Source organism: Syntrophorhabdaceae bacterium, assembly GCA_028698615.1.
Taxonomy (GTDB): Bacteria; Desulfobacterota; Syntrophorhabdia; order Syntrophorhabdales; family Syntrophorhabdaceae; genus Delta-02.
Map to the genome: position 1 here is coordinate 1 of JAQVWF010000023.1, position 22023 is coordinate 22023.

Consider the following 22023-nt stretch of genomic DNA (forward strand, 5'->3'; position numbering starts at 1 on the left):
TACCCCCCCCATTACCCGATTGACAGATTTCTTTTCTGTGCTATAAAAGAGCCTATAACCTGCTTTTAGTAAATCCAAGATAGGAGGCGAGTATGGCGGGTAGTGTTTATAAGATCATCGAGATCGTAGGAACAAGCGAGAAGTCCTGGGAGGAAGCCGCTAAGAACGCCCTTGAGACTGCGGGAAAATCCCTCGAAGACCTGCGTGTCGCCGAGGTTATCAAGCAGGATGTGACGCTGGAGAATGGAAAAGTGAGCCAGTACAGGGTGAGGCTCAATATTTCCTTCAAGTATCACAGCGAGTAGTCAAGGGGAAGGGGAAGATGGAAAAGGGGACCTCGTGAGAGGTCCCCTTGTTGTTTCTTAGTACATGCCGTCCATGCCGCCCATTCCTCCCGGGGGCATCATAGGCATCTGAGCGCCTTTGTCTTTTGGTTTTTCCGCGATCATGCAGTCGGTGGTGAGCAACAGGGATGCCACTGAAGAGGCATTCTGAAGGGCCGTGCGGGCGACCTTGGTCGGATCGATGATGCCTGCGGCCACCATATCATCGACATACTCTTCCTTCGCGGCGTCGAAACCGAAGTTGCCTTTGCCGTTCTTTACCTTCTCGATAATGATGGACCCGTCGTGGCCGGCGTTGGTCGCGATCCAGCGCAGAGGGTCTTCGATGGCCTTCTTGACGATATTGACGCCGAACTGTCTCTGACCTTCGAGCTTGAGTGTATCGAGCTTCGCGATGCACCTGATGAAGGACACGCCTCCGCCGGGGATGACGCCTTCCTCAACGGCCGCCTTGGTGGCATTGAGGGCGTCCTCGACGCGGGCTTTCTTTTCTTTCATTTCCGATTCCGTCGCTGCGCCTACGTTGATCACGGCAACACCGCCAACGAGTTTCGCGAGCCTTTCCTGGAGTTTTTCCCTGTCGTAATCGGATGTGGTTTCTTCGATCTGGGTGCGAATCTGTTTGACCCGTCCCTCGATGTCTGATTTGTCGCCTGCGCCGTCAACGAGCGTCGTATTGTCTTTGTCGATGACGACCCTCTTGGCCTGTCCCAGATCCTTCAGGGTGATGCTTTCGAGTTTGATGCCCAGTTCTTCGGAGATCATCTGACCACCGGTGAGGATGGCGATATCTTCCAGCATTGCCTTTCTTCTGTCACCGAAGCCCGGTGCCTTTACTGCGGCGATCTTCAGGGTGCCCCTGAGCTTGTTCACCACGAGCGTGGCCAGGGCCTCGCCTTCAACGTCCTCGCAGACGATGAGGAGAGCCTTGCCCATCTTCGCCACCTGCTCGAGGATCGGCAGGAGGTCCTTCATGTTGCTGATCTTCTTCTCATTGATGAGGATAAAAGGCTCGTCGAGGACCGCTTCCATCTTTTCCGGGTTGGTGACGAAGTACGGTGAGATGTAGCCTTTGTCGAACTGCATGCCTTCGACGATGTCGAGGGTCGTTTCCATGCTCTTGGCTTCTTCAACGGTGATGACGCCTTCCTTGCCGACCTTGCTCATGGCCTCGGCGATAATGTTGCCGATGGTGTCGTCGTTGTTCGCGGAGATGGTCCCGACCTGTGCGATCTCTTTCTGGTCCTTGGTCGGCTTGGAGAACGTTTTCAGTTCAGCTACGATGACCTCGACTGCCTTCTCGATGCCGCGTTTGAGTTCCATGGGGTTGTGACCGGCCGCGACAAGCTTGGCGCCTTCACGGTAGATCGACTGGGCGAGGACTGTTGCCGTTGTGGTACCGTCGCCGGCTACATCACTTGTCTTGCTGGCGACCTCTTTGACCATCTGGGCGCCCATGTTCTCGAATCTGTCTTCGATCTCGATCTCCTTGGCAACGGTCACTCCATCCTTTGTTACGGTGGGGGAGCCGAAGGTCTTTTCGAGAATAACGTTTCTCCCTTTAGGTCCAAGAGTCACTCTGACGGCGTCGGCCAGTGTGTTGACGCCCCTCAGGAGTGCCTCCCTTGCGTTCTGATCATATTTGATTTCTTTAGCCATCCTTTGATCCCTCCTTCCTTAATTAATCTTCTACAATTGCAAGAACATCGTCTTCCCTGAGAATGAGATGCTCTTCGCCGTCGACCTTGATCTCCGTACCAGAGTATTTTCCGAAGAGGATCTTGTCTCCCGGCTTCACGGTCAATGGTGCCTTCTGGCCGCTTTCGAGGATCTTTCCATCGCCCACCGCAACCACCATTCCTTCCTGGGGTTTTTCCTTGGCAGCGTCAGGAATGATTATGCCACCCTTCGTTCTTTCCTCTTCCTCGATTCTCTTGATAAGAATTCTGTCCTGTAATGGTTTAACCTTCATTGTTTCACACTCCTTTCTGTGATTGTTAAATTAGCAATAGGTAAAAACGATTGCCAGACTTAATATAAGGATGTGGGTAAGTTCTTGTCAATACCGGGGGTTAAATTTTTAGCAATAAATTTACCCCTTCCCTATACCATTTGGTGAACAGTTCGTTTTCCAGCCGGTTCGTATCGGGGTCGGAAATGATGGACGAAAAGACTTTTTCTTTGTCGATCACGGTTTCATACTCACGCTCGGCCTGTGATGCGAGGCGGTCGATCATGGCCGCGAGGATCTCTTCCTTGTTGTTATCACACAGCCACAGCGCCCACCAGCGATCGTAGGCGCCGCGGACCTTCTTTCTGCTTTCATCATAGTAGCTTGCGAAGGAGGGGAGCCATTCCTTTACCCGGTCCCTTGAATCGAGAAAGATCTCTTCCACAAAGGGGAATCGCTCGAGGACGTCCATTTCGACGCGGATCTTTCTGATGAAGCCGTCTATGATGTCTTCCGCGCCGTGCTTCTTCTTGTAGACCTTTGATTTAAGACTGTTCCACACTTCGATGACGGGGTAGATCTCCATGTTCTTTTCGGAGTAGTTCACCGTTTCGATATTGTCGATGGCGTATTTTCGGGTGCTGGGTATGCCATACATGAGAAGCCCCAGGAGGTCGGAGACGATGTGATAGAGAAGGGACCTGTTCCTGGGACGCTTGGCGGGGAACATGAAGCAGATAAACTCATTGAGTTCCAGAGCCTCGACAAGATGGTCCTTTTTTGGTTCGTTATGCATGTACTTGATGGCGTCGATGGCAAGGGAGATCGTGGCCATGGATCTCAGGTCTTCCTTGTCCTTGATAAGTTCCCAGACATCCAGGATATGCCTTCGAGGGAGCACTATAAACCTTCCTTTCTGAGTTCTTCGAGGAGACTCTTCTGCCTGTCGGTAAGTTTCTTGGGGATGTCGATGATAACCTCCACGTATTCGTCGCCGCCCTGATTGGGGACGCCCAAACCTTTCAGACGGACCTTGGAATGGCTTTTCACTCCCGGTGGGATGGTGACCCTTTTGGGTCCGTCAATGGACGGGACCTCGACGACGGTCCCGAGAAGCGCATCCGTGAGTTTCACTTCCCTTGTTACATAGAGGTCATTGCCGGTGCGTTTGAAGACGGGATGTTCCCCCACCTTCATGGTTATGTACAGGTCCCCGCGCTGTCCGGCTCGGCCCTGATTGCCCTTGCCTTTGAGCCTCAGCTTTTTTCCGCTTGCAATCCCTTTCGGTATCTTGACATTCACTTCTTCCGTTCCCGTCGCCGTGGCCAGGGATATCCTTTTTTCAGCCCCATGCATGGCGTCCATGAAGGGTATTTCCAGTTCATAGTGGAGGTCCAGGTCGCGGACCGGCTCGGTTCCCTGCTGCTGCCGGGTGATGTAGTCGCCGAAATCCCAGGGTTGCTGCTGCTGCCGCTGCTGCTGTCGTGCTCCCCGGCCGCCCTGCCTGTCGAAGATCATGCTGAAAATGTCACCCCCGCCAAAGCCAAGGTCCTTGAAAAGGTCACCCACGTTGAATCCTCTGAAGATGTCCTCTTCGCTGTAACGTTGCTGGAAGCCTCCCATGCCAAAGGTATCGAACTGTTTGCGCTTCTCGGCGTTGCTGAGCACCGCATAGGCCTCGTTGATAAGTTTGAACCTCTCTTCGGCCTCCTTGTTGCCCGGGTTGCGGTCGGGGTGATACTTCAATGCCAGTTTCCGGTACGCCTTCTTTATCTGCTCTTCCGAGGCGGTTTTCGATACCCCGAGCAGTTCATAGTAGTCCTGTTTTCCTGCCATATGCTTCATCACCTCACGTGAGCCATGTATGTCCCGATGCCGCTGTCGACTGCACAGGCAACGGCGGGGCACTTCACCTTCATTATATATACCACCTGACGTTCCTCGTCAAATTCACTGATAGTCTCGAAATTTGCCATCCCCTTCGCGATGACGGGACCTCCACCCTGCCAGAGTCTCTCGATCTCGCCGGTCATGTCTTCCCTCGACAGACCAACGTTGGCCTTGCCTGTCGATATGATACGGGGATGCATCCTTTCAAGACCCAGCCGGCGGACGTCCTCCATGGAAAGGTCGTTCTGTGCGGGATGCTCCCTTACGGTGTAGAACACTCTTTTACCCTTTCCCTCAAGAAACCGCACAAGAGGCACATCAAAGACAAAGTCTCCCATATTATCGCCCAGCATGAGTATCTCGCTGCCTTTAGTATAGATCGCCGCCTCTGTTTTATCCATATCGCCCTGCAAGACGATGTCCTCCTTTGTGAAGGTCCCCCCGATGAAGTAGTCCGTGGAGTTCCCGAGGGCGGACAGATGCAGGAGACCCTTGAGGGAGCTTCTCACGGTGTCGCCCAGGTCATTCACGATCGCCAGGGCCTCCCTGTACTCGCGGTATTTCAGGGTAGCGTACGGGTCCCAGACGCCGGTGTTTTGCCTGATGTGAGCCAGGAGGTGACTCGCGATTCGCGGCGGGGTCGCCTCCTTTACGAAAAGCCCATCGAGAAGCGACCGCGACGAAGAGAGGGTCCGCCGATCGCCCCCGGAAAGGGCCACCGTCTTTTCGATCAGTCCATCAAGGCATGCGCGGCAGGGTTCCTGGATCTTCATGGCAGACAATAGGATATAATCAAACGATATGCATTTCAATGTCAAAAGGCCGTGATGCGCGGCGGGCATTCGTGCAAATAAACTCTTCTATTCTTTTTCACATTTGTTATAATGGGTGCAGGGGCATAGGGGTGGTTTCAGATCATACGGGTTGACACTGATCCTCACGTTCACCGCTGGTGTTTTCTTCCACATCGCCCGGCACATTCTTCCGACAAGATCTATTTTCTAACGGGGGGCTCCCCCGGAACGCAGGTGAGAGATGGCAAGCAAGCTCCGGGCAAGCGTCTATGTGGATTACCATATTCTTGATCTCATCGCCAGGAGCGGGATGAGCGACGAAGCGCTTCTCCCCGAATGGAACGCGAGCAGATCGATCTGGGATCTATACAGGCACGAAACGTTGCATCTCATCACGTCCGTGGACGAAATGGAACTGGATTTTGTCATTCAGATGAACCACGGCGGTCTCTGTGTAACCGATACCTTTCAGATCACCGACAACATCGATATCTTCGAACGCTGGGAAGACGCCGACCGCAGGGACACGGACCACTGGCGTGCCATTGTGGAACTCTATGACCAGCTTGAGACCATAAGCGGACACGACGACCTCGTTGGCGAACATGCTCATCCTCACTTTTACGAACAGGTGGCCCGCGTCTTGAAGGAAGGGCCGAAAGACGACGACAACAGATCGGCCGTGCTTGATGAAGAAACGGCGATACTCAGGGACTGTGCGGCAGTGCTCCATGATGTCTACGACATGGAACTCTGGTCGGACCTCAAGCATATTCAATACGGCCTCAACTGGAAGGTCCTCCAGTCCGTCTTGCCCAGGTACTCACACAGCGCCACCTTGAACGGCGAGGATGCGGCGCTGAACAAGAACCTTCTCGGGCTTCTCAACCGGCTCGTCAACATCGGGAAGAAAAGCTGTCCCCGGCTGCCCATGCAGGACCGGCATATCGATTTTGTTCTCGACATCGTCAGGAAGAAATACTGTCAGGAGGACACGGACCGCAGCATCTCGCACATAGCCCACTCCCTGAGAAACAATATCGACTGCTATCTTACGACAGACGGGGAACTGGCAGAGAGATTTGCCGCAAGAAAACAAAACCTCCAGCTCATGCTGGGAACATCCGTTCATCTCGAGGTCCTGCGCCCAACGGAACTCCAGAAAAGACTGGGATAAAGGCGGTTCCAGGTCTGAAGACAAGAACATCTTGCGGGGTGGCACCCTCAGACATTTCTTGCCCTTGTCTTTTTACGTGGAATCTGGAACGTGAAACCTGAAACTATCTTTTATTTCCACTCGTCGGTCTGGGGTTGCGGGAGCTGGTAGGACTTCAATGTCTCTATGTATTTGTAGAAGCCCTCGGGATCGTTTTGCTCAAGTTTCTCGATCTCGGGGCGTATCTTGCTCAGCAACTCTTCCTTTTGTGCCGCCTCTATGGGGTACTGCATGTAGGACGAACGCCTGATAAGGGCATAGGCCTTCTGCTGCTCGGGCGTAAGGGCAAGGAACCTGTCGAGTTCGCTGAGCATGTATGCCTTCTTTTCGTCAAGATAGCCGTCCACCTGCATGAGAAGGTTGAGGCTGAAATCTCCACAGGAGAAATAGGTGTGCATCTCGTCAAGGTTTTCCACGAGAAGGCGTATCTCACCCACTATCTCGGCGTCGTTCATGGTCACAAACGTCCCGTCCTCGACAAGTTTAAGCATCGGTGACATGGGATGCATGGCGAAGGTGCGCACCCTGATGAAATCAGGTTTGATCTGGTTCAAAAGGCGCGCGGTTTCGACTGCGCTCTCGGAACTCATCGTCCTGCCGCCCACACCGGGCATTATGTATTCCGACAGCGACATCCCCGCTTCCACGACCTTCTTGCCGCCCTCGACGATGTCCACCGGGGTGATTCCCTTTCGTATCATCTTGAGGACCCGTTCCGAGCCGCTTTCCATCCCCACGTGTATTCTCGTGAGGCCCGCCCTGCAGAGTTCCCGCAATTCCTCGACGGTCTTTCGTTTCAATGTTGTCGCCCGGGCATAGGTGGTGATACGTTCAAGCCCGGGGAATTTCTGTTTCGTATAATTGATGATCTCGAGAATGTCCGCGGTCTTCAGCACGAGACTATCGGCGTCCTGAAGGAACGCCGACCTTATTGTATTCTTGTACGATGCATATTCCCTTTCCATACCGTCGATGTCTTTCTTGACCTCTTCGACGGTCCGCCGGGAAAACTTGACTCCTTTGTAGGCAGGACAGAAGATGCACTGATTCCATGGGCAGTTCCTCGTCACCCGTATAAGGAGACTCTGGGCTTCGCTGGGGGGTCTTATAACGCCTTGCTCGTACATGCTTTCAACTCCTTTGCTCTATTGCGCCGGATTCTCCAAAGAGCGAAATCCGACGGCGGCCATGTAGATGACCGTCTCCTCCTCGCCATCGAGATCCATGATGCGGTTCACATCGTCATCGTAAAATGCGCCTACGGCACACACTCCAAGTCCCAGGGCTTCACCTGCGAGATAAAGGTTCTGCGCGATATGACCGGCATCAAGATAGATATACCGGTAAGCCCTTTGATGGTACTTCCAGCTTCCCCGGGCGATGATCGCCGACCAGATGAAGGTGACCTGGGCGCCGAGGATAAGGGTCTGTTGAAGGGCCGCCTCGGTGAGGGCGGTGGAGAACTCTCCCCGTTTAAGGAATTCCAGGTCGTAGTCGCCGGGCCTGAAATGGTATATTCCCTCTTCGAGCCCGTCGACTGCACGGACGCAAAGGTAGGTTTCCACGGGGTAAAGACCGCCCGCGGAGGGCGCGGTCCGAAAGAAGGTGTCGCCGAACTGCGCCGTCAGTCCCTGGGTTGCCCAGAGGAGGGCAGACAGGTCATTGAGCTTAAGGGACCTGTTGACAGTATATTCCCGGCGCGACCTTCTTTTGAGCAAAAGTTTCCACAAACTCGTCTCGCCGCCGGCTTTCGGCTCCGGCAGGGGAATCCTGGCGATTGGATTTGCATATTCCTTGAACGTGTCGGGAATCGTCCCGAGGTTGAACATATGGCTGGAAAGTGAAGCGACCGTATATTTCGTCTCCTTTTGAAACCTCATCCCAATGTCAGGCTTTTCCTGTTCCTTCACTTTCCACCTTTCGTTTTTTTATCCTTTAATATGCTTCATACTTTGTAATAAGTCAACGCAGATGATGCTCCCGAAGACGGAGCCCGGGTTCCAGCTCTGGACAGGTATTATGATCACAGCAAACTTGATGATTGGATCAAAGCATAATAACGTTTCCTTCCCGCATCATTCCCCGCTTGTCTGGTTGCCTTTTGGCTCGAAAGGGGATAGAATTATCGTTAAATATAAGGTCAGGTGACCGAGTTTGCGGGAGGTTGCTATGAGCAATTGCATGACGGTAGACGAATTGTTGGCTTCCAAGAATCTGACGCGCGAAGAATGGGAACTGCACAGGGATCTCATTGAGAACTGCAGGAAGAGCGAATTGAAGATCAGCGAATATTGTTGTTCAACGAAGGAAAACATCGAAAGGATGGCCAATGTCCTCGACACCATCTCCGTAAAAATGGCGGCTCTGAGCGCGGCCCTCGAAACCATCATGGGCGAGGCGGAGGAAGTTTCCCTGAGGATGCTCCCGGAACACAAGTTCTTCCGTGAGTAGCAGGATACCCTCTTTTACGTTATGAGGCTTCTCCTCAAATGGTTAATAATGGCCGCGTCGATCATCGTTGCGGCATATTTCATTCCCGGTGTCAGGGTCGGCAGTTTCTTTTCCGCCCTCTGGGTTGCGCTCTTCCTGGGAGTGGTGAACATCCTTATACGGCCCATCCTTATTCTCATCACCCTGCCCATCAACATACTCACCCTGGGACTCTTCACTTTTGTCATTAACGCCGCGCTCATTCTCCTCGCGTCATCGGTCATAAAGGGTTTCGAGGTGGCCGGCTTCTGGTGGGCCCTGCTCTACAGTATCGTCCTGTCCGTCATCAACTCCCTGCTCAATCTTATTGTGCAGCCACAACAAGACTGATGGCAAACTCATCCCTGAAATGTTCAATATCTTTTTGAATGCCTTCGGTGCTTCAGGAAGTTGTCCGTATAGAGGGCGGCCAGTTCCCGTGAGGTGATAATGAGAAGGTTCTCGGCGTTCTTGCCCTCGGCGGCGTAGGTGAAGTTGAAGGAACCCGTTATGACCGTCTGGCGGTCAACGACGATGACCTTGTTGTGCGCGCAGGCGTGCCTGTCGTCGAGCCAGACACTGACGCCGCCTGCCCTGAGAACCCGGGCCGCGACATGTTTGTGCTCTCTCTGCTCGTAGCCGTCCAGAATGACATCCACCTCGACACCCCGTTTGCGTGCCTTGACGAGGGCCGTCTGGATAGGTTTCGATGTGAAGAGATAGGCCTCCACCAGGAGCTCGCGGGTGGCTTCACCGATCTGCCTCACTATGGCCCTGGTTGCGCCCCCGTGGGGACTGAAGCAGACACTCGCCGGGGCATTGTTGAGAACAACATCGGCCGCCCCAAGGTGCCAGGGCAGGACGAAAAGAATGAACAGAACCGCCAGCGAACGATAGATAGACCCCTTCATTGTCAAGCCTTTTCACCTCGAAGAGCCTACAGGAACGATAGACGCCGTTACAGCGTGCCCCGGAGCCTCCCGACCTTTCTCACTCGTAGTCCTTCGGCACAAGACAGATCATAACCAGGGGCCGGTCCGCAGCCGTGTTCTTATACTGGTGGACCTCGCCGGGCAGAACGAGTGCGAAGTCACCTTTTTGAACAGGCTGTTCCTTGCCCTCGGAGTCCACGAGGGCGCCCTCTCCATCAATTATGTAGTTCATGTGTTCGAACGGATGGCCGTGATATGGCGTATGCCCCCCCGGTTCGATCGTAAAGACCCGAAGGGAGTACGCGGGCACCCCGTCCGCCTTGGCAAGGGGTATTTGCTTCCAGGCCCCGCTCGCCCCTTCCATCGTCATGCGCACCTTCTCGACCTTGCTGAGATCAGTGATCTTCATAGTCTCGCTCCTTGTCTGCAATGTGATGCAGGATCAGCCATTATACCACACGGGAATGACCAATGACCAAATCTCAATTACGTCTCCAGTGCTGTTCTCCTCACCATGTTTCCCCGGGAGCTTATCACGATCGTTTCCGTGGGTATTGTCTTTCCCGACCGTTTCATCGCGGTCTCAACGATGAGGGGCATTTTGGAGCAGCAGGGGACCTCCATGATGGCTATGGTGACACTCTTTATGTCCGCCGTTGAGAAGATCCGGGTGAATTTCTCGATATATTCAGCGGTGTCGTCGAACTTGGGACATCCCATCATGACCACCCTGCCCTTGAGGAGGTCTTCGTGAAAATTGGGATAGGCTACGGACGTGCAGTCTGAAGCGACCAGGAGGTCGGCGTTCCTGAGGAAGGGAGCTGTCGGCGGGACCAGCTTGATCTGAACCGGCCAGTGGGTGAGCCTCGTCGCCTGGCGTGTTCCAGGCTCCCCGGTCTGTTCTTCCGGGGGCGGTGTAAACATTTGAAGCTGCGTGGAGGGGCAGCCGCAGGGCAGGGCAGGGGACTCGGCGGGGTCGGTGAAAGGGGGGTTCTCACCTGACCCTGCGCCGATGGTCTTTTTTGCTGTAAGATATCTTTCGACCGCTTCTTGATCGAAGGAATCCGCTTCTCGTTCAATGATGGATATGGCGTCTACGGGACATTCGCCGAGACATGCGGCCAATCCATCGCAGTACCGTTCCGCGACGAGCCGAGCCTTTCCGCCCACGAGCTCGATGGCCCCTTCAGCGCAGGCGGCAACGCATTGTCCGCATCCATTGCATTTTTCTTCATCAATATGGACGATCTTCCGTGCTGTTCTCATGATGGCTCCTCAAGACAGGTCATGGACGGGTGGCGGGTGATGGGTAGTTCCATGACCCGCCACCCGCTATCCTATCCCAATATCTCCTTCAGGTCCTGATCCGGTGTCGTAATGGGCTTTATGTTGTATTTCTCCACGAGCACGTTGAGTATGTTGGGGGTGATGAAAGCCGGTAAAGTCGGTCCCAGGCGCATGTTCCTGATGCCGAGGTAGAGCAGGGTGAGCAATATCGCCACCGCCTTTTGTTCGTACCAGGACAGCACGAACGACAGGGGCAGTTCGTTGACGCCGACGTTGAAGGCCTTTGAAAGCGCCAGGGCTATCTGGATGGCGGAGTATGCGTCATTGCATTGCCCGATGTCGAGAAGACGGGGAATGCCGCCGATATCGCCGAGCTGCTTGTCGAAGAAGCGGAACTTGCCGCAGGCAAGTGTGAGGACGATGCAATCATCGGGGACTTTTTCGACAAACTCGGTGTAGTAGTTTCTTCCCGGTTTCGCGCCGTCACAGCCGGCAACGAGAAAGAAATGCCGTATTTTACCCGCCTTGACGGCGTCGATGACCTTGTCCGCTACACCCATGACGGCGTTGCGGGCAAAACCGACCATGACCTCCCTTCCGTTGGTATCGGCATCGAAACCCGGCAGTGCGAGGGCCCTGTCGATGGCGGGCTTGTATTCTCCGTTGGCGATGTGGGCAACCCCGGGCCAGGCAACGGGACCCGTCGTGAAGATGTTCTCCGAGTATGATTCAAGGGGTTTCTGGATGCAGTTGGTGGTCATGATGATGGAGCCGGGGAAGTTGGCGAACTCCTTGTGCTGGTTCTGCCAGGCCGTCCCGTAATGACCGTAGAAGTGGGAATATGTTTTGAGTTTCGGATACCCATGGCAGGGGAGCATCTCGCCGTGGGTATAGACATAGATTCCCTTGCCTTCCGTCTGTTTCAGTATCTCTTCGAGGTCTTTGAGATCGTGGCCCGAGACGAGGATAGCCTTGCCCTTTCTTGAGCCCAGGGGAACCGCGGTTGGAACGGGATGACCATACGTTTCGGTGTTGGCGGCGTCAAGCAGCTCCATGGCCTTCAGGTTTATCTCGCCGCATTTTAAAACGAGCCCCAGCCATTCGTTGAGCCCCAGTTTATTCTCGAGAACCTCGGCAAGCGCGTCATATATGAACGTATAGACAACCTCATCTTCCTTGTTCAACAGGGCCGCGTGGTATGCGTATGCGGCGACGCCCCGCAGGCCGAAGACCAGGGTGTGCATGAGGGATGTAACGTCGGCATTCTCGTTCCGTATGATTTGGAAGCCCACCGCCTCTCCCTGTTTCACAAGACCTTCCGTGGCATGATCGGGCATTGTTGGGGTCCGGCCGCCGGGGAGATGGGGATTTCCGCCCTTTGCGGCGATCTTGCCTATAAGGTCGTCGCGCCGTGCAGCCACGCTCCCTATCATGTCCCTGAGACGTTCGGTGTCGAAATCAACATTCGTCAATGTGTGAAAGAGGGCTTCGGCTGCCAGCAGGTTGGTCGCCCTATCCGTTTTCAACCCCTGTTTCAGGGCCTCCCTTGCAAAATAGGACAGCTCCGCCGTGACATAGACCAGCAGGTCCTGAAGAGCAGCCACATCGGGCTGCTTCCCACAAACTCCAACCTTCGAACATCCCTCACGCTGTGCCGTCTGTTCACATTGATAACAAAACATAAGCTCCTCCTCGGTGTATATTTTTGATTTCATAAAGGAAATATAGCACAGAAAAAAATACATGCTTTGACTTAGGTCAAAAAGGGGAAGGAAGTTTCAAATGTCAGGTTTCACGCTGAGATGACATCGAGGCCTGAGTGGGCAGAAAGCCAAAAATCCCTCCCTTCTCTGCGGAAGGGAGGGATTGTCTTTCGGCCGCAATTGATGTCTCGAGAACTTGAAACCTGGAACCGCCTTTAGGGCGTAAACGTCGACAGCTGGTAGGGTGTGTCTTTTGTTTCCAGGGGGGATGATTCCTTCTTTTCGAAATAGATCTGTTTCTCTGCAATTTCCCTGAGTGACGTCACTATTTCCCTGTTCGTCGATTTGGTCAGGGGTTTTGCGCCTTTTATGAGCTGTTTTGAACGGCGTGCTGCGAGATGGACGAGCTCGAAACGGTTTTCAACCAGTTCCATGCAATCTTCAACAGTTATTCTTGCCATGGTCTTGTCTCCTTATATCGTCGATCGCCTTCTGGAACGTCGTGTATGCTTTTCCGAGGTCGTCGTTGACGATAGTATAGCCGAAATGGTCTTTTCTTGCAATTTCTTCTTCGACGCGCTTCATCCGGGTTTCGATCTCCTTCTCTCCGCGCAGGGACAGGCGATTGATGAGCTCCGCGACGGACGGCGGTTCGATGAAGATGAGCCGTGCGGCGGAACAGGTGCCGCTGATGTTGATGGCGCCCTTTACGTCTATGTCGAGGATAATGTCCTTTCCCGTCTCGAGGGTGGCGAGGATCTCGGCGCGGGGAGTCCCATAGAGATTCCCGTGGACATTTTCCCATTCAAGAAAATGCCCTTTCGCGACCATTGCCTCGAAGGTCGCCTTGTCCACGAAATGATAATCCTTTCCATTGAACTCATGAACCCGTTTCTGCCGTGTCGTATAGGAGACGGAGAAGGCGCTGTGGTCGTCTTCGCGGAGAAAACGCTCGATGAGAGTCGACTTGCCCACTCCTGATGGACCGGAGACGACGATGAGCACGCCCTTCCTGCCGTCATTCATAATGGGCCCCGCCTCCCGCATCCGCCGCGCCCGGGCTATTCCACATTCTGCACCTGTTCGCGTATCTTTTCTATCTCCACCTTGATCCTGATGACCCGTTCGTTTATGTAGAGGTCGTTGGATTTGCTCCCGATGGTGTTCGTCTCCCGAACCATTTCCTGGATGATGAAGTCAAGCTTTCTTCCGATGGCTTCGAGGGATGAAAGGGTGCCGCGGAAGTTGTCAAGGTGCCCCGTGAGACGCACGATCTCTTCCGATATGTCGAGACGCTCCATGTAGATGGCGATCTCCTGCAGAACGCGGGTCTCGTCTACCGCAACGGACTGCGTTATCTCTGCTATCTTGGAGCGAAGCTTTTCTTCGTGGGCCTTTATGACGGCAGGCCATCCCGTTTCTATCTCGGAAAGGTTGGCGACTATTGTCTCCAGTCGCCCGAGGAGGTCATTCTTGATGTACTCGCCTTCCCTCGCGCGCTCTGCATTGAGGGCGACAAGAAGGTCTGAACAGGTTTGGGTGAGGATCTCTTCGGGGAGGGTGTTGTTCTCCTCGTATATGAACACGTCCTTCAGCGTGAAGATGTTCTCTATTGTCAGGTTCCCCTTGAGCCCGTAATTCTCCTTCAGGTCGCGCGCCATCGCGGCGTATTGCCGGACGATGTTCCCGTTGACCCGGGGTATCGTCATCTCATCGACGGTTTTCTCCCACTTGATGGTCACGTCCACTTTTCCCCTCTTGACGTGCCTTTTGACAAGATCCCTCAACTTTTGTTCCGATGCATAGTCACCGCGGGGAAGCCTGATGTTCGTTTCCAGGTAGCGGCTGTTGAGGCTCCGCGCCTCGCTCATGATCCTGCCTTCGGGGAACTCTTTTTCGATCTTCGCGAATCCTGTCATGCTCTTGGGCATAATCCACCTTTATGTGTGCCGCGCCCGCTGTCCGCAGGCTCTCAGGGATCCTTTGCAGAGCTCTCTCCACCGGTTGAAAAGGGTTATCGTTTGCTCTTCGGCGTAATCCGGGTACGTCCACTGAAGAGCACGGTATGTTCCGCTGCTGAATATGAGTGTAAGGTCGGCGTGAATCCCTTTCCCCAGGTAAACCCTGTGCGCGTATCCCTTTGTAGTTGCGAGTATAACATGTTCAAGGGCGATATATCCAGAGTCAATATTGACCGTTCTCCGACCGTCCCTCGTAAAAAGATCCTCCACATCATTGGTGATCATCTTGATATCGGGAAGCGTTTCGCGCTCGACGAGAGGAGTAAAAAGGACAAAAAACCGGTAGAGCCCCGCGCCCATCTCTTTTTCGTAGTATGTGGTGTGTGTAAAGAGGACCGGCGGGGTCTTCTCTTCGATGGGCCCCATTGCGCCGGCGAGGTGCCTCAGCACCGCCTCGAGGTCCACATCTGCGTCGAAGATGATGCTGGCGAAGAGCCTTACCTGTTGGGGGCGCCTGATCTTTCCCATAGGATGAAGTATTCCCTGTTCTTCCTTTCCCTTTCCCTTGGGGCCTCCACGGTTTCAACGGCCCCGATGCCGAGGGTCTGTCCGAATTCCCTGATATCCGTAAGGACGGTTTCTATTTTCTCCCGGTCCTTTACGATGCCCCCCTTGCCGACGTTGTAGCGCCCTACCTCGAACTGCGGCTTTACGAGGGAAACGATGCGGCCTTCATCGCCAAGGACGCCAACGGCGGCGGGGATGATCTTCTTCAGGGAGATGAAGGAAACGTCTATGGTGATGATATCCACCATCTCGCCGATGTCATCGAGGACAAGGTAGCGGGCGTTGAAGTTCTCCCTGAGGATTATCCTTACATCGTTCCGGAGTTTCTCATGAAGCTGATGTGTCCCGGAATCGACGGCGTATACCTTTCGCGCCCCCTCCTTGAGGAGGCAATCGGTAAAACCGCCCGTTGACGAACCGATGTCGAGGGCTGTTCTGCCCTTGACGGCAAGGCCGAAGGCATCGAGCGCGGCCTTAAGTTTAACCCCGCCGTAGCTGACATAGGGGATGGGGTTTCCTCTGACCTCGAGGCAGACCGTGTCGTCCACCCTGTTGTCCGCCTTGAGGACCCGCTGCCCGTCGGCGTAGACCTCTCCGGCCATGACGAGAACCCGCGCCTTTTCCCGCGACGGCGCCAACCCGCGCCTGGTAAGGAGCGTGTCTATTCTTTCTTTAACCACGTCCTGACGGTCCTCACGATGCCATCGAGGTCGATGCCCAGAGACTTGCGCAGTGTGCCCTGACTGCCGTGGGTAACGAAGATATCCGGGATTCCCAGCGACTTGAGAGGGATGGGCGATCCTGCCCTGGCGAGCACCTCTCCGACACCGCTGCCGAATCCTCCGATAAGCACGTTCTCTTCAAGGGTAAGGATGCGCTGCGTCCGCGCCGCCACCTCTGCCAGGAGCTTTTCGTCCATGGGCTTTATGAAGCGGCCGTTGACGACGCCGGCGTCTATGCCGTCGCCGGCGAGTATTTGGGCGGCCTCCATGGCCATTGCCACCATGTTCCCGCAGGCCATCATGGTGACGTCTTTGCCTTCCCGCAGTATCTCCCATGTACCGAAAGGTATCTCGCGGAAATCATCTTCAATGGGCACACCCAGGGCCTCCCCGCGGGGGTAGCGGATGGCAACGGGCCTTTCGTAGCGGTATGCCGAATAGATCATCTGTTTGAGTTCGTTCTCGTCCTTGGGCGCCATGACGACCATGTTCGGGATATGACGGAAATAGGAGAGGTCGTAAACGCCGTGATGGGTCGGCCCGTCCTGCCCGACGATCCCGCTCCTGTCTACCGCAAACACCACAGGCAGGTTCTGGAGACAGACATCGAGGATGATCTGGTCGTACGCCCTTTGCAGGAATGTGGAATAAATTGCGACAAAGGGTTTGAGCCCGCCCAGCGCAAGGGCGGCAGAAAAGGTGACTCCGTGCTGCTCGGCGATGCCGATGTCGTAGAACCTGTCGGGGAAGAGATCGGAGAATTTGTCGAGGCCCGTGCCGAGACCCATGGCGGCCGTGACGGCCACGACCCTCTCGTCCATTTTCGCCAGCTCGATGATGGTATCGCCGAAGACGTCCGTATAGGTCTTCTTACCCTTGGAAAGGCTGTATCCCGTGGTGAGCTCGAAGGTTGAGATGCCATGAAACCGTTCAGGGTCGTCCTCCGCGTGGGTGTAGCCCTTCCCCTTTCGGGTGATGACGTGGACGAGAAGCGGCCCCTTGAGTCTGCTTACGTTCCTGAATGTCTCAAGGAGATGCTCCATGTTGTGGCCATCGACGGGACCGACGTAGGTGAAGCCAAACTCCTCGAACAACATGCCCGGCCCGAAGATCCCCTTGACGGCCTCCTCGAGGTACCGTGCGGTCTTGTATATCGTGGGCATGGTTTTCATCCGGGCCTTCATCTCTTCCCGGATGTTGCTCATGAACTCTCCCGTCATGATGCGGTTGAGGTGGGCGGCAAGCCCGCCGACGTTCTTTGATATGGACATCTCGTTATCGTTGAGGACGACGATGATATCGCTTCGCAGATGACCTGCGTGGTTCAAGGCCTCAAAAGCCATCCCCCCCGTCAGCGAGCCGTCTCCGATAACGGCTATGATCTTGGAGGACGAACCCAACTTTGCCTTGCTTTCGGCAAGCCCCGTGGCGATGGATATGGAGTTGCTGGCATGGCCCGTGTCGAATACATCATAGGGGCTTTCCGCCTTGCAGGGAAAACCGGAGAGGCCCGCGTCCTGGCGGATGGTGCAAAAACTCTCCCGGCGGCCCGTCAGGAGTTTGCAGGTGTAACACTGATGGCCGACGTCCCAGACGATCTTGTCGTCGGGTGTGTTGAAGATGTAATAGAGGGCAATGCTGAGTTCCACGGCGCCGAGATTTGAGGCAAGATGACCGCCCGTTCGGGATATGACATCCGTTATGTAGGGACGTATCTCGGCGGCGAGTTCGATAAGCTGGGCAAGGGACAACCGTTTCAGGTCATCGGGAGAATTGATCGTTTGAAGAAGCATTACGAAACCCGGTTGCCGATAAAGCGCGCTATGTCCTCAAGGACACGGCCGTTTTCTCCCAGGAAGGATATGGACTTGATTGCCTCATCGACGAGTTGTTCCAGCTTGTATTTGGAAGCGAGAATACCGTAATGCTTCACATAGGTCTGCTTGTTGGCGTCTTTCTTCAACTTCTTGCCGACCATTTCCTCGTCGCCTTCCACGTCGAGGATGTCGTCCATGATCTGGAAGGCGAGCCCTATGGCATCGCCGTAGCGGGTGAAATTCTTCAGTTCCCTGATCTTGGCGCCGCCGGCTATAGCGCCGACCCGGACGGATGCGCGAAGCATCGCCGCCGTCTTGTGGGAATGAATGTAATGGAGGATATTCCTGGTGCCTTCCTTTTTCTCATATATTATGTCCATTACCTGACCGCCGACCATCCCTTCGGCACCGGCGGCATAGGCTATCTCGAACACGATCTGCCTGGATATCTTCGGGCTCACCCTTTCTGAGAACCTTGCATCGGTGAGCACCCTGAATGCCTCCGTAAGGAGGCCGTCACCGGCCATGATCGCCACGGCTTCGCCGAAGGCCTTGTGGCACGTCGGCCTGCCCCGTCGCGTGTCGTCGTTGTCCACGCAGGGAAGGTCGTCATGGATGAGGGAATAGGTATGTATCATCTCGAGGGTGCAGAAAGAGGGGAGGAAGTCGTCGGCGCTCTTTCCTTTCGCCTCGCAAGCGGCTATGGCAAGGATCGGGCGGATCTTCTTTCCGTTGCTGAAGAGCATGTATTCCATGGCGTTCCTGAGGACGCCGGGGGTTGAAATGAAACTTGTGCAGATGTCCCTGAGCATGTTCTCGACGATGATCTTCTTGTCATGGAGGTAGTTTGCCAGGTCCACTATTCGTCATCCCCGGGAAAGGGCATTTTTTCCACAGTACCGCCTTCTTTCTTGATCAGTATCTCTACCTTTTTCTCGGTCTCATCGAGCCTTTTCGAGAGCTCTTTCGTGAGTGCAAGACCTTCCTTGAAGAGACCGAGCGCCTCGTCAAGAGGAATCTTCCCTTCATCAAGAGTTTTAACAATCTCTTCCAGTTTTTTCAACCCATCTTCGAATTTCATGGAAGTACCTATTATAGAACGTTAGAGTTTGCTTTTGCAAGCATTGTTTACCCCCCCGTGGAACGCTTTCTCCCTGTTCAAAAAGAGGGGTCCGGGGTAAAATATTTCCATGGATGTTTTCCCGGGCATCTGTGAAGAAATGGGCTTCAGGGCGACGATGGAGGACCAGCACGCCGTTTATGAGGATCCCGGAAGGGTCTTCTTCAGCGCCGAGATATACGATGGCCACGGGGGCAGGCAACCCGCACAGATAGCCGCCGATATGCTGACACCCTGGTTTCTTCACGCCTGGGCGGGTGAACTGGGGCGGCCCCTGCGGGAGCGAAAGAGCGAGGCTGATATCCTTCGCGAGGCCTATCTTGCCGTTGATGCGTATATCGTGGGCCGCCGCATGCAGGCGGGTACCTGCGCCGTTCAGCTGTATCTTATCGGAGAGAGCTTTTTGGCGGCAAACGTCGGGGATTCGAGGGTCGTCATCGGTACCGAGAGCGGAGCGGCGACCCTCACCGATGACCACAAGCCGCACACTCAAGGCGAACGGTCCCGCATCGAAGCGCTGGGAGGGAGCGTCACCATGCTGGGTGTGCCGAGGGTGGAAGGCGTCCTTGCGATAAGCCGCGCCCTCGGGGATGCCTGCCTCAAACCCTATGTGAGCGCTGAGCCGCGCATAAGTGAAGGCACCCTGGGAGCCGAGAATGATGTCGCCGTCCTTGCCTGTGACGGGGTTTGGGACGTCCTATCTCCCGACGAGGTCATAGAGGAGGCACGGCGGCAGATCGACCCCCGGAAAGGAGCGCAGGAGATAGCGCGCATGGCCCTCGACAAGGGCAGCATGGACAACATCACGGTGATAGTGCTCGGCCTCGGGAAACATACATCCTCTCTCGAGAACCGGAAGATGATTATTCGGAACGTCCATGACAGGGGATAGTACATTGGTTATTGGAATTTGGTTATTGGTCATTATCTCTCAGGGTATGATATGCAGGAAAACCTTACCATCATAGGAACCATAGCGGTTATCCATCTCCTCGGCGCCATGAGCCCGGGGCCGGATCTTGTTATGTCGGTGCGCAATTCCCTTACCTATTCACGCAGGACGGGGATATTCACAGCCGTCGGTTTCGGACTTGGCGTCGCCGTTCACGTGGCCTACTGCTCGGCAGGGATAGCCGTGATAATCGCCAGGTCGCTCCTTATATTCAGCATCATTAGATACATGGGGGCGGCGTATCTCCTGTACATCGGGATCCGGTCGGTCTTTGCCCGGTCGTCGGGGATAGAGGCCGGGCCCGTGGTGGTGAAAGAGGACATCTCCCCGCTTCACGCGGTGCGCGTCGGGTTTCTCACCAATATCTTGAACCCCAAGGCCACGCTTTTTTTCCTGGGCCTCTTTACCATCGTCATATCTCCCGTCACACCCCCGCCTCGTTCCATTCTTGTTATTGCGGGCATTGTCATGGTCATAGACACCGTGTTGTGGTTCAGCTTCGTGGCTGTCTTTCTCAACGAAAGGCATGTGAGGTCTTTTTTTGAGAGGTTCCAGGGCCGTTTCAACAAGGTCTTCGGCGGCATTCTGATATTGCTGAGCATCAGGATCGCTCTTTCCCGCGACTAGCCGCCCGAAGATGTCCCGTCAGACTCCCTCCGAAACTGACGGGAAAACCGTGTTCGAAGGCGCCAGGGGCCGTTAAGCCGCCCGCAAAAGATGGTGACACGTGCATGCGAACATGATATAGTGAACGCAAGCCTTCCCGCGAGGCTCAAGGGTTTCGGAGCACACAAAGCGCACAAGGGAAAATAGGGTTATTCCTGGGGGGGCGGTACAATCCAGCAACCATCATAAGGAGGATTTTGTCATGGAAGAGAAACTAGCTAACCCCGCACCGCTTGGCCTGATGGGATTCGGCATGACTACGGTACTGCTCAACATTCACAATGCGGGGTTCTTTCCCGTGGGATCGATGATCCTTGCAATGGGGGCTTTCTACGGGGGTCTTGCCCAGATCATCGCGGGCATTCTGGAGTACAAGAAGGGAAACACCTTCGGCGTGACGGCCTTCACCTCCTACGGTCTTTTCTGGTGGACGCTTGTCTTTATTCTCGTTTTCAAAGGGCTACCCGGTAATCCCGAGTCCTTTATGGGCTGGTATCTTTTCATGTGGGGCCTTTTCACGTTCTTCATGTGGTTCGGTACCTGGGGCAAGAACAGGGGCATCCAGTTCGTTTTTCTCAGCCTGACCATATTGTTCTGGCTTCTCGCCATCCGTGACTGGACGGGCAGTACCGCCATCGGCACCCTTGCCGGATGGGAAGGCATCATCTGCGGTCTCTCCGCTATCTACCTTGCCATGGCGGAGGTCCTCAACGAGGTCCACGGAAAAGTGGTCCTGCCGATAGGGGAGATAAAGAAGTAAAGACAGTTTCAGGTTTCGGGGAAAGAACCAAAGAACAGGCACAGAACGACAAGCACCCTTCTACCTTGTCAAGGAGAGGGGTGCTTTTTTTCGTCTTTACCTGAAACCTGAAACTGTCTTCTCACCTGTCCTGATTCTTCCACTGCATGTAGAGTATGATGCCTCCCCAGGCGAAGGCCGCTGTCATCAGGAAAGAGCCGAAGAAGTGGGATGTGTCGGCCAGCGTGTGGTCGAGGCCGAGGAGATTGAGGCGCCCCAGGATGTTGTTCCAGTCGTGGTATCCGGGAACATCTTCGCCGGTCACGCCCCCGAGGAGCATCAACTGCTGTGCCCTGGCATCGTTGATATAGGGGGCCATGTCGATGAAATTTTGCCCCGTCCACCACAGGGCGAAGGACGCCGCAAAAGCGTCTCTTCGCTTCAGGAAGGCCGCGAGACAGACGAGTGGTATAAGCACCTGCATGAGGCTCCCTCCCAGGACTCCCATAAAGTCGCCAAGGATGCGAAAGAAGATATGCCCGGCCTCGTGGAAGGGGAGGCTGATGTTGTGAAAAAAGGAATGGCCCGCCAATTCGCTTGATGGTACATGGACCATGAGCCTGATTCCGGCTATGAGAAGAAGGATGAACACCAGGCATCTTCCCCAGAAATAAAAAGGGTTGATCTTTGTCTGAGGAGGGAAGAGGAGGTCCGTGAGGGTGGGCCCCTTCTCGCTGTCCGGGGCGACTGAGGCCGCAGGGGCCTTCTCGCTGTTTTCATTGCTTGCATCGATCCGGGATTGCACCAGTGTCTCATAGGCCCAGGTGATTTCCTTGAGCCTGTCCCAGTCGCCGCCGGAGGCACCGAGTTCCGTTTTCAAGCGCCCGAAGGCC

The 22023-nt window shown here is 54.8% G+C and carries 27 protein-coding genes; 7 read left to right on the top strand and 20 right to left on the bottom strand.

Annotation, left to right across the window (positions count from 1 at the left end):
- Window positions 1–92 precede the first annotated feature (92 nt).
- On the top strand, window positions 93–305 hold the full coding sequence (locus PHC90_09160) for a dodecin family protein (protein MDD3846517.1): 213 nt from the start codon (window positions 93–95) through the stop codon (window positions 303–305).
- 57 nt (window positions 306–362) lie between these two features.
- Here PHC90_09160 and groL read toward each other — a convergent pair whose 3' ends face one another.
- From groL to PHC90_09185, 5 genes are all read right to left on the bottom strand, one after another.
- On the bottom strand, window positions 363–2003 hold the full coding sequence (gene groL, locus PHC90_09165) for a chaperonin GroEL (GenBank protein ID MDD3846518.1): 1641 nt from the start codon (window positions 2001–2003) through the stop codon (window positions 363–365).
- 22 nt (window positions 2004–2025) lie between these two features.
- Window positions 2026–2316 (bottom strand): co-chaperone GroES, encoded by a 291-nt coding sequence (groES, locus tag PHC90_09170; GenBank protein MDD3846519.1) that lies wholly within the window; start codon window positions 2314–2316, stop codon window positions 2026–2028.
- A gap of 100 nt (window positions 2317–2416) precedes the next feature.
- Window positions 2417–3196: a hypothetical protein gene (locus tag PHC90_09175; GenBank protein ID MDD3846520.1), complete on the bottom strand. Its 780-nt coding sequence runs from the start codon at window positions 3194–3196 to the stop codon at window positions 2417–2419.
- Window positions 3196–4131 carry a DnaJ C-terminal domain-containing protein gene (locus tag PHC90_09180; GenBank protein ID MDD3846521.1) on the bottom strand — a complete coding sequence of 312 codons (936 nt, stop codon included), beginning with the start codon at window positions 4129–4131 and terminating at the stop codon, window positions 3196–3198. Before PHC90_09180 ends, PHC90_09175 begins: the two co-directional genes overlap by 1 nt.
- Before the next feature lie 8 nt (window positions 4132–4139).
- Window positions 4140–4958, bottom strand: a complete 819-nt coding sequence (locus PHC90_09185) for an ARMT1-like domain-containing protein (GenBank protein MDD3846522.1) — start codon at window positions 4956–4958, stop codon at window positions 4140–4142.
- 262 nt (window positions 4959–5220) lie between these two features.
- Between PHC90_09185 and PHC90_09190 the strand changes: the two genes are divergently transcribed.
- A complete protein-coding gene (locus PHC90_09190) occupies window positions 5221–6156 on the top strand; it encodes a hypothetical protein (GenBank protein ID MDD3846523.1) in 936 nt (311 codons plus the stop codon).
- Window positions 6157–6266: 110 nt separating this feature from the next.
- Here the strand turns inward: PHC90_09190 and PHC90_09195 are convergent, their stop codons facing one another.
- Together PHC90_09195 and PHC90_09200 are read right to left on the bottom strand one after the other, a co-directional pair.
- Window positions 6267–7322, bottom strand: coding sequence for a radical SAM protein (locus PHC90_09195; GenBank protein MDD3846524.1), 1056 nt, complete (start codon window positions 7320–7322; stop codon window positions 6267–6269).
- 18 nt (window positions 7323–7340) lie between these two features.
- Window positions 7341–8075 (bottom strand): SagB/ThcOx family dehydrogenase, encoded by a 735-nt coding sequence (locus PHC90_09200; GenBank protein ID MDD3846525.1) that lies wholly within the window; start codon window positions 8073–8075, stop codon window positions 7341–7343.
- Between the two features lie 289 nt (window positions 8076–8364).
- Between PHC90_09200 and PHC90_09205 the strand changes: the two genes are divergently transcribed.
- Window positions 8365–8646, top strand: coding sequence for a hypothetical protein (locus tag PHC90_09205; protein ID MDD3846526.1), 282 nt, complete (start codon window positions 8365–8367; stop codon window positions 8644–8646).
- A gap of 21 nt (window positions 8647–8667) precedes the next feature.
- On the top strand, window positions 8668–9015 hold the full coding sequence (locus PHC90_09210) for a phage holin family protein (protein ID MDD3846527.1): 348 nt from the start codon (window positions 8668–8670) through the stop codon (window positions 9013–9015).
- A gap of 23 nt (window positions 9016–9038) precedes the next feature.
- Here the strand turns inward: PHC90_09210 and PHC90_09215 are convergent, their stop codons facing one another.
- The 12 genes from PHC90_09215 to xseB form a co-directional block, all read right to left on the bottom strand.
- Window positions 9039–9575: a phospholipase D family protein gene (locus PHC90_09215; GenBank protein MDD3846528.1), complete on the bottom strand. Its 537-nt coding sequence runs from the start codon at window positions 9573–9575 to the stop codon at window positions 9039–9041.
- Between the two features lie 79 nt (window positions 9576–9654).
- Window positions 9655–10005, bottom strand: a complete 351-nt coding sequence (locus PHC90_09220; protein ID MDD3846529.1) for a cupin domain-containing protein — start codon at window positions 10003–10005, stop codon at window positions 9655–9657.
- A 77-nt stretch (window positions 10006–10082) separates the two neighbouring features.
- Window positions 10083–10862 (bottom strand): 4Fe-4S dicluster domain-containing protein, encoded by a 780-nt coding sequence (locus PHC90_09225; protein MDD3846530.1) that lies wholly within the window; start codon window positions 10860–10862, stop codon window positions 10083–10085.
- Between the two features lie 71 nt (window positions 10863–10933).
- Window positions 10934–12565 carry a hydroxylamine reductase gene (gene hcp / locus PHC90_09230; protein MDD3846531.1) on the bottom strand — a complete coding sequence of 544 codons (1632 nt, stop codon included), beginning with the start codon at window positions 12563–12565 and terminating at the stop codon, window positions 10934–10936.
- 236 nt (window positions 12566–12801) lie between these two features.
- The gene (rpoZ, locus tag PHC90_09235; protein ID MDD3846532.1) at window positions 12802–13047 is read right to left on the bottom strand and encodes a DNA-directed RNA polymerase subunit omega; all 246 of its coding nucleotides are present in this window, start codon (window positions 13045–13047) and stop codon (window positions 12802–12804) included.
- Window positions 13028–13612 (bottom strand): guanylate kinase, encoded by a 585-nt coding sequence (gmk, locus tag PHC90_09240; GenBank protein ID MDD3846533.1) that lies wholly within the window; start codon window positions 13610–13612, stop codon window positions 13028–13030. The genes rpoZ and gmk overlap by 20 nt, the downstream gene beginning before the upstream one ends.
- 35 nt (window positions 13613–13647) lie before the next feature.
- Window positions 13648–14517: a YicC family protein gene (locus tag PHC90_09245; protein MDD3846534.1), complete on the bottom strand. Its 870-nt coding sequence runs from the start codon at window positions 14515–14517 to the stop codon at window positions 13648–13650.
- A 9-nt stretch (window positions 14518–14526) separates the two neighbouring features.
- Window positions 14527–15075 carry a DUF4416 family protein gene (locus tag PHC90_09250; GenBank protein MDD3846535.1) on the bottom strand — a complete coding sequence of 183 codons (549 nt, stop codon included), beginning with the start codon at window positions 15073–15075 and terminating at the stop codon, window positions 14527–14529.
- Window positions 15045–15794: a TlyA family RNA methyltransferase gene (locus PHC90_09255; protein ID MDD3846536.1), complete on the bottom strand. Its 750-nt coding sequence runs from the start codon at window positions 15792–15794 to the stop codon at window positions 15045–15047. The genes PHC90_09250 and PHC90_09255 overlap by 31 nt, the downstream gene beginning before the upstream one ends.
- Window positions 15776–17629, bottom strand: coding sequence for a 1-deoxy-D-xylulose-5-phosphate synthase (dxs, locus tag PHC90_09260; protein MDD3846537.1), 1854 nt, complete (start codon window positions 17627–17629; stop codon window positions 15776–15778). The genes PHC90_09255 and dxs overlap by 19 nt, the downstream gene beginning before the upstream one ends.
- Window positions 17629–18513: a polyprenyl synthetase family protein gene (locus PHC90_09265; GenBank protein ID MDD3846538.1), complete on the bottom strand. Its 885-nt coding sequence runs from the start codon at window positions 18511–18513 to the stop codon at window positions 17629–17631. Before PHC90_09265 ends, dxs begins: the two co-directional genes overlap by 1 nt.
- A complete protein-coding gene (xseB, locus tag PHC90_09270; protein MDD3846539.1) occupies window positions 18513–18734 on the bottom strand; it encodes an exodeoxyribonuclease VII small subunit in 222 nt (73 codons plus the stop codon). Before xseB ends, PHC90_09265 begins: the two co-directional genes overlap by 1 nt.
- A 109-nt stretch (window positions 18735–18843) precedes the next feature.
- Between xseB and PHC90_09275 the strand changes: the two genes are divergently transcribed.
- From PHC90_09275 to PHC90_09285, 3 genes are all read left to right on the top strand, one after another.
- A complete protein-coding gene (locus tag PHC90_09275; protein ID MDD3846540.1) occupies window positions 18844–19665 on the top strand; it encodes a PP2C family protein-serine/threonine phosphatase in 822 nt (273 codons plus the stop codon).
- A 51-nt stretch (window positions 19666–19716) separates the two neighbouring features.
- The gene (locus PHC90_09280) at window positions 19717–20352 is read left to right on the top strand and encodes a LysE family transporter (GenBank protein ID MDD3846541.1); all 636 of its coding nucleotides are present in this window, start codon (window positions 19717–19719) and stop codon (window positions 20350–20352) included.
- A 241-nt stretch (window positions 20353–20593) separates the two neighbouring features.
- Entirely contained in the window at window positions 20594–21151 is a 558-nt protein-coding gene (locus tag PHC90_09285; protein ID MDD3846542.1) for an acetate uptake transporter, read from the top strand.
- Between the two features lie 121 nt (window positions 21152–21272).
- On the opposite strand, the gene PHC90_09290 is transcribed toward PHC90_09285, so the two are convergent.
- Window positions 21273–22023: hypothetical protein (locus PHC90_09290; protein ID MDD3846543.1), on the bottom strand; the 751-nt coding region annotated here is incomplete at its 5' end.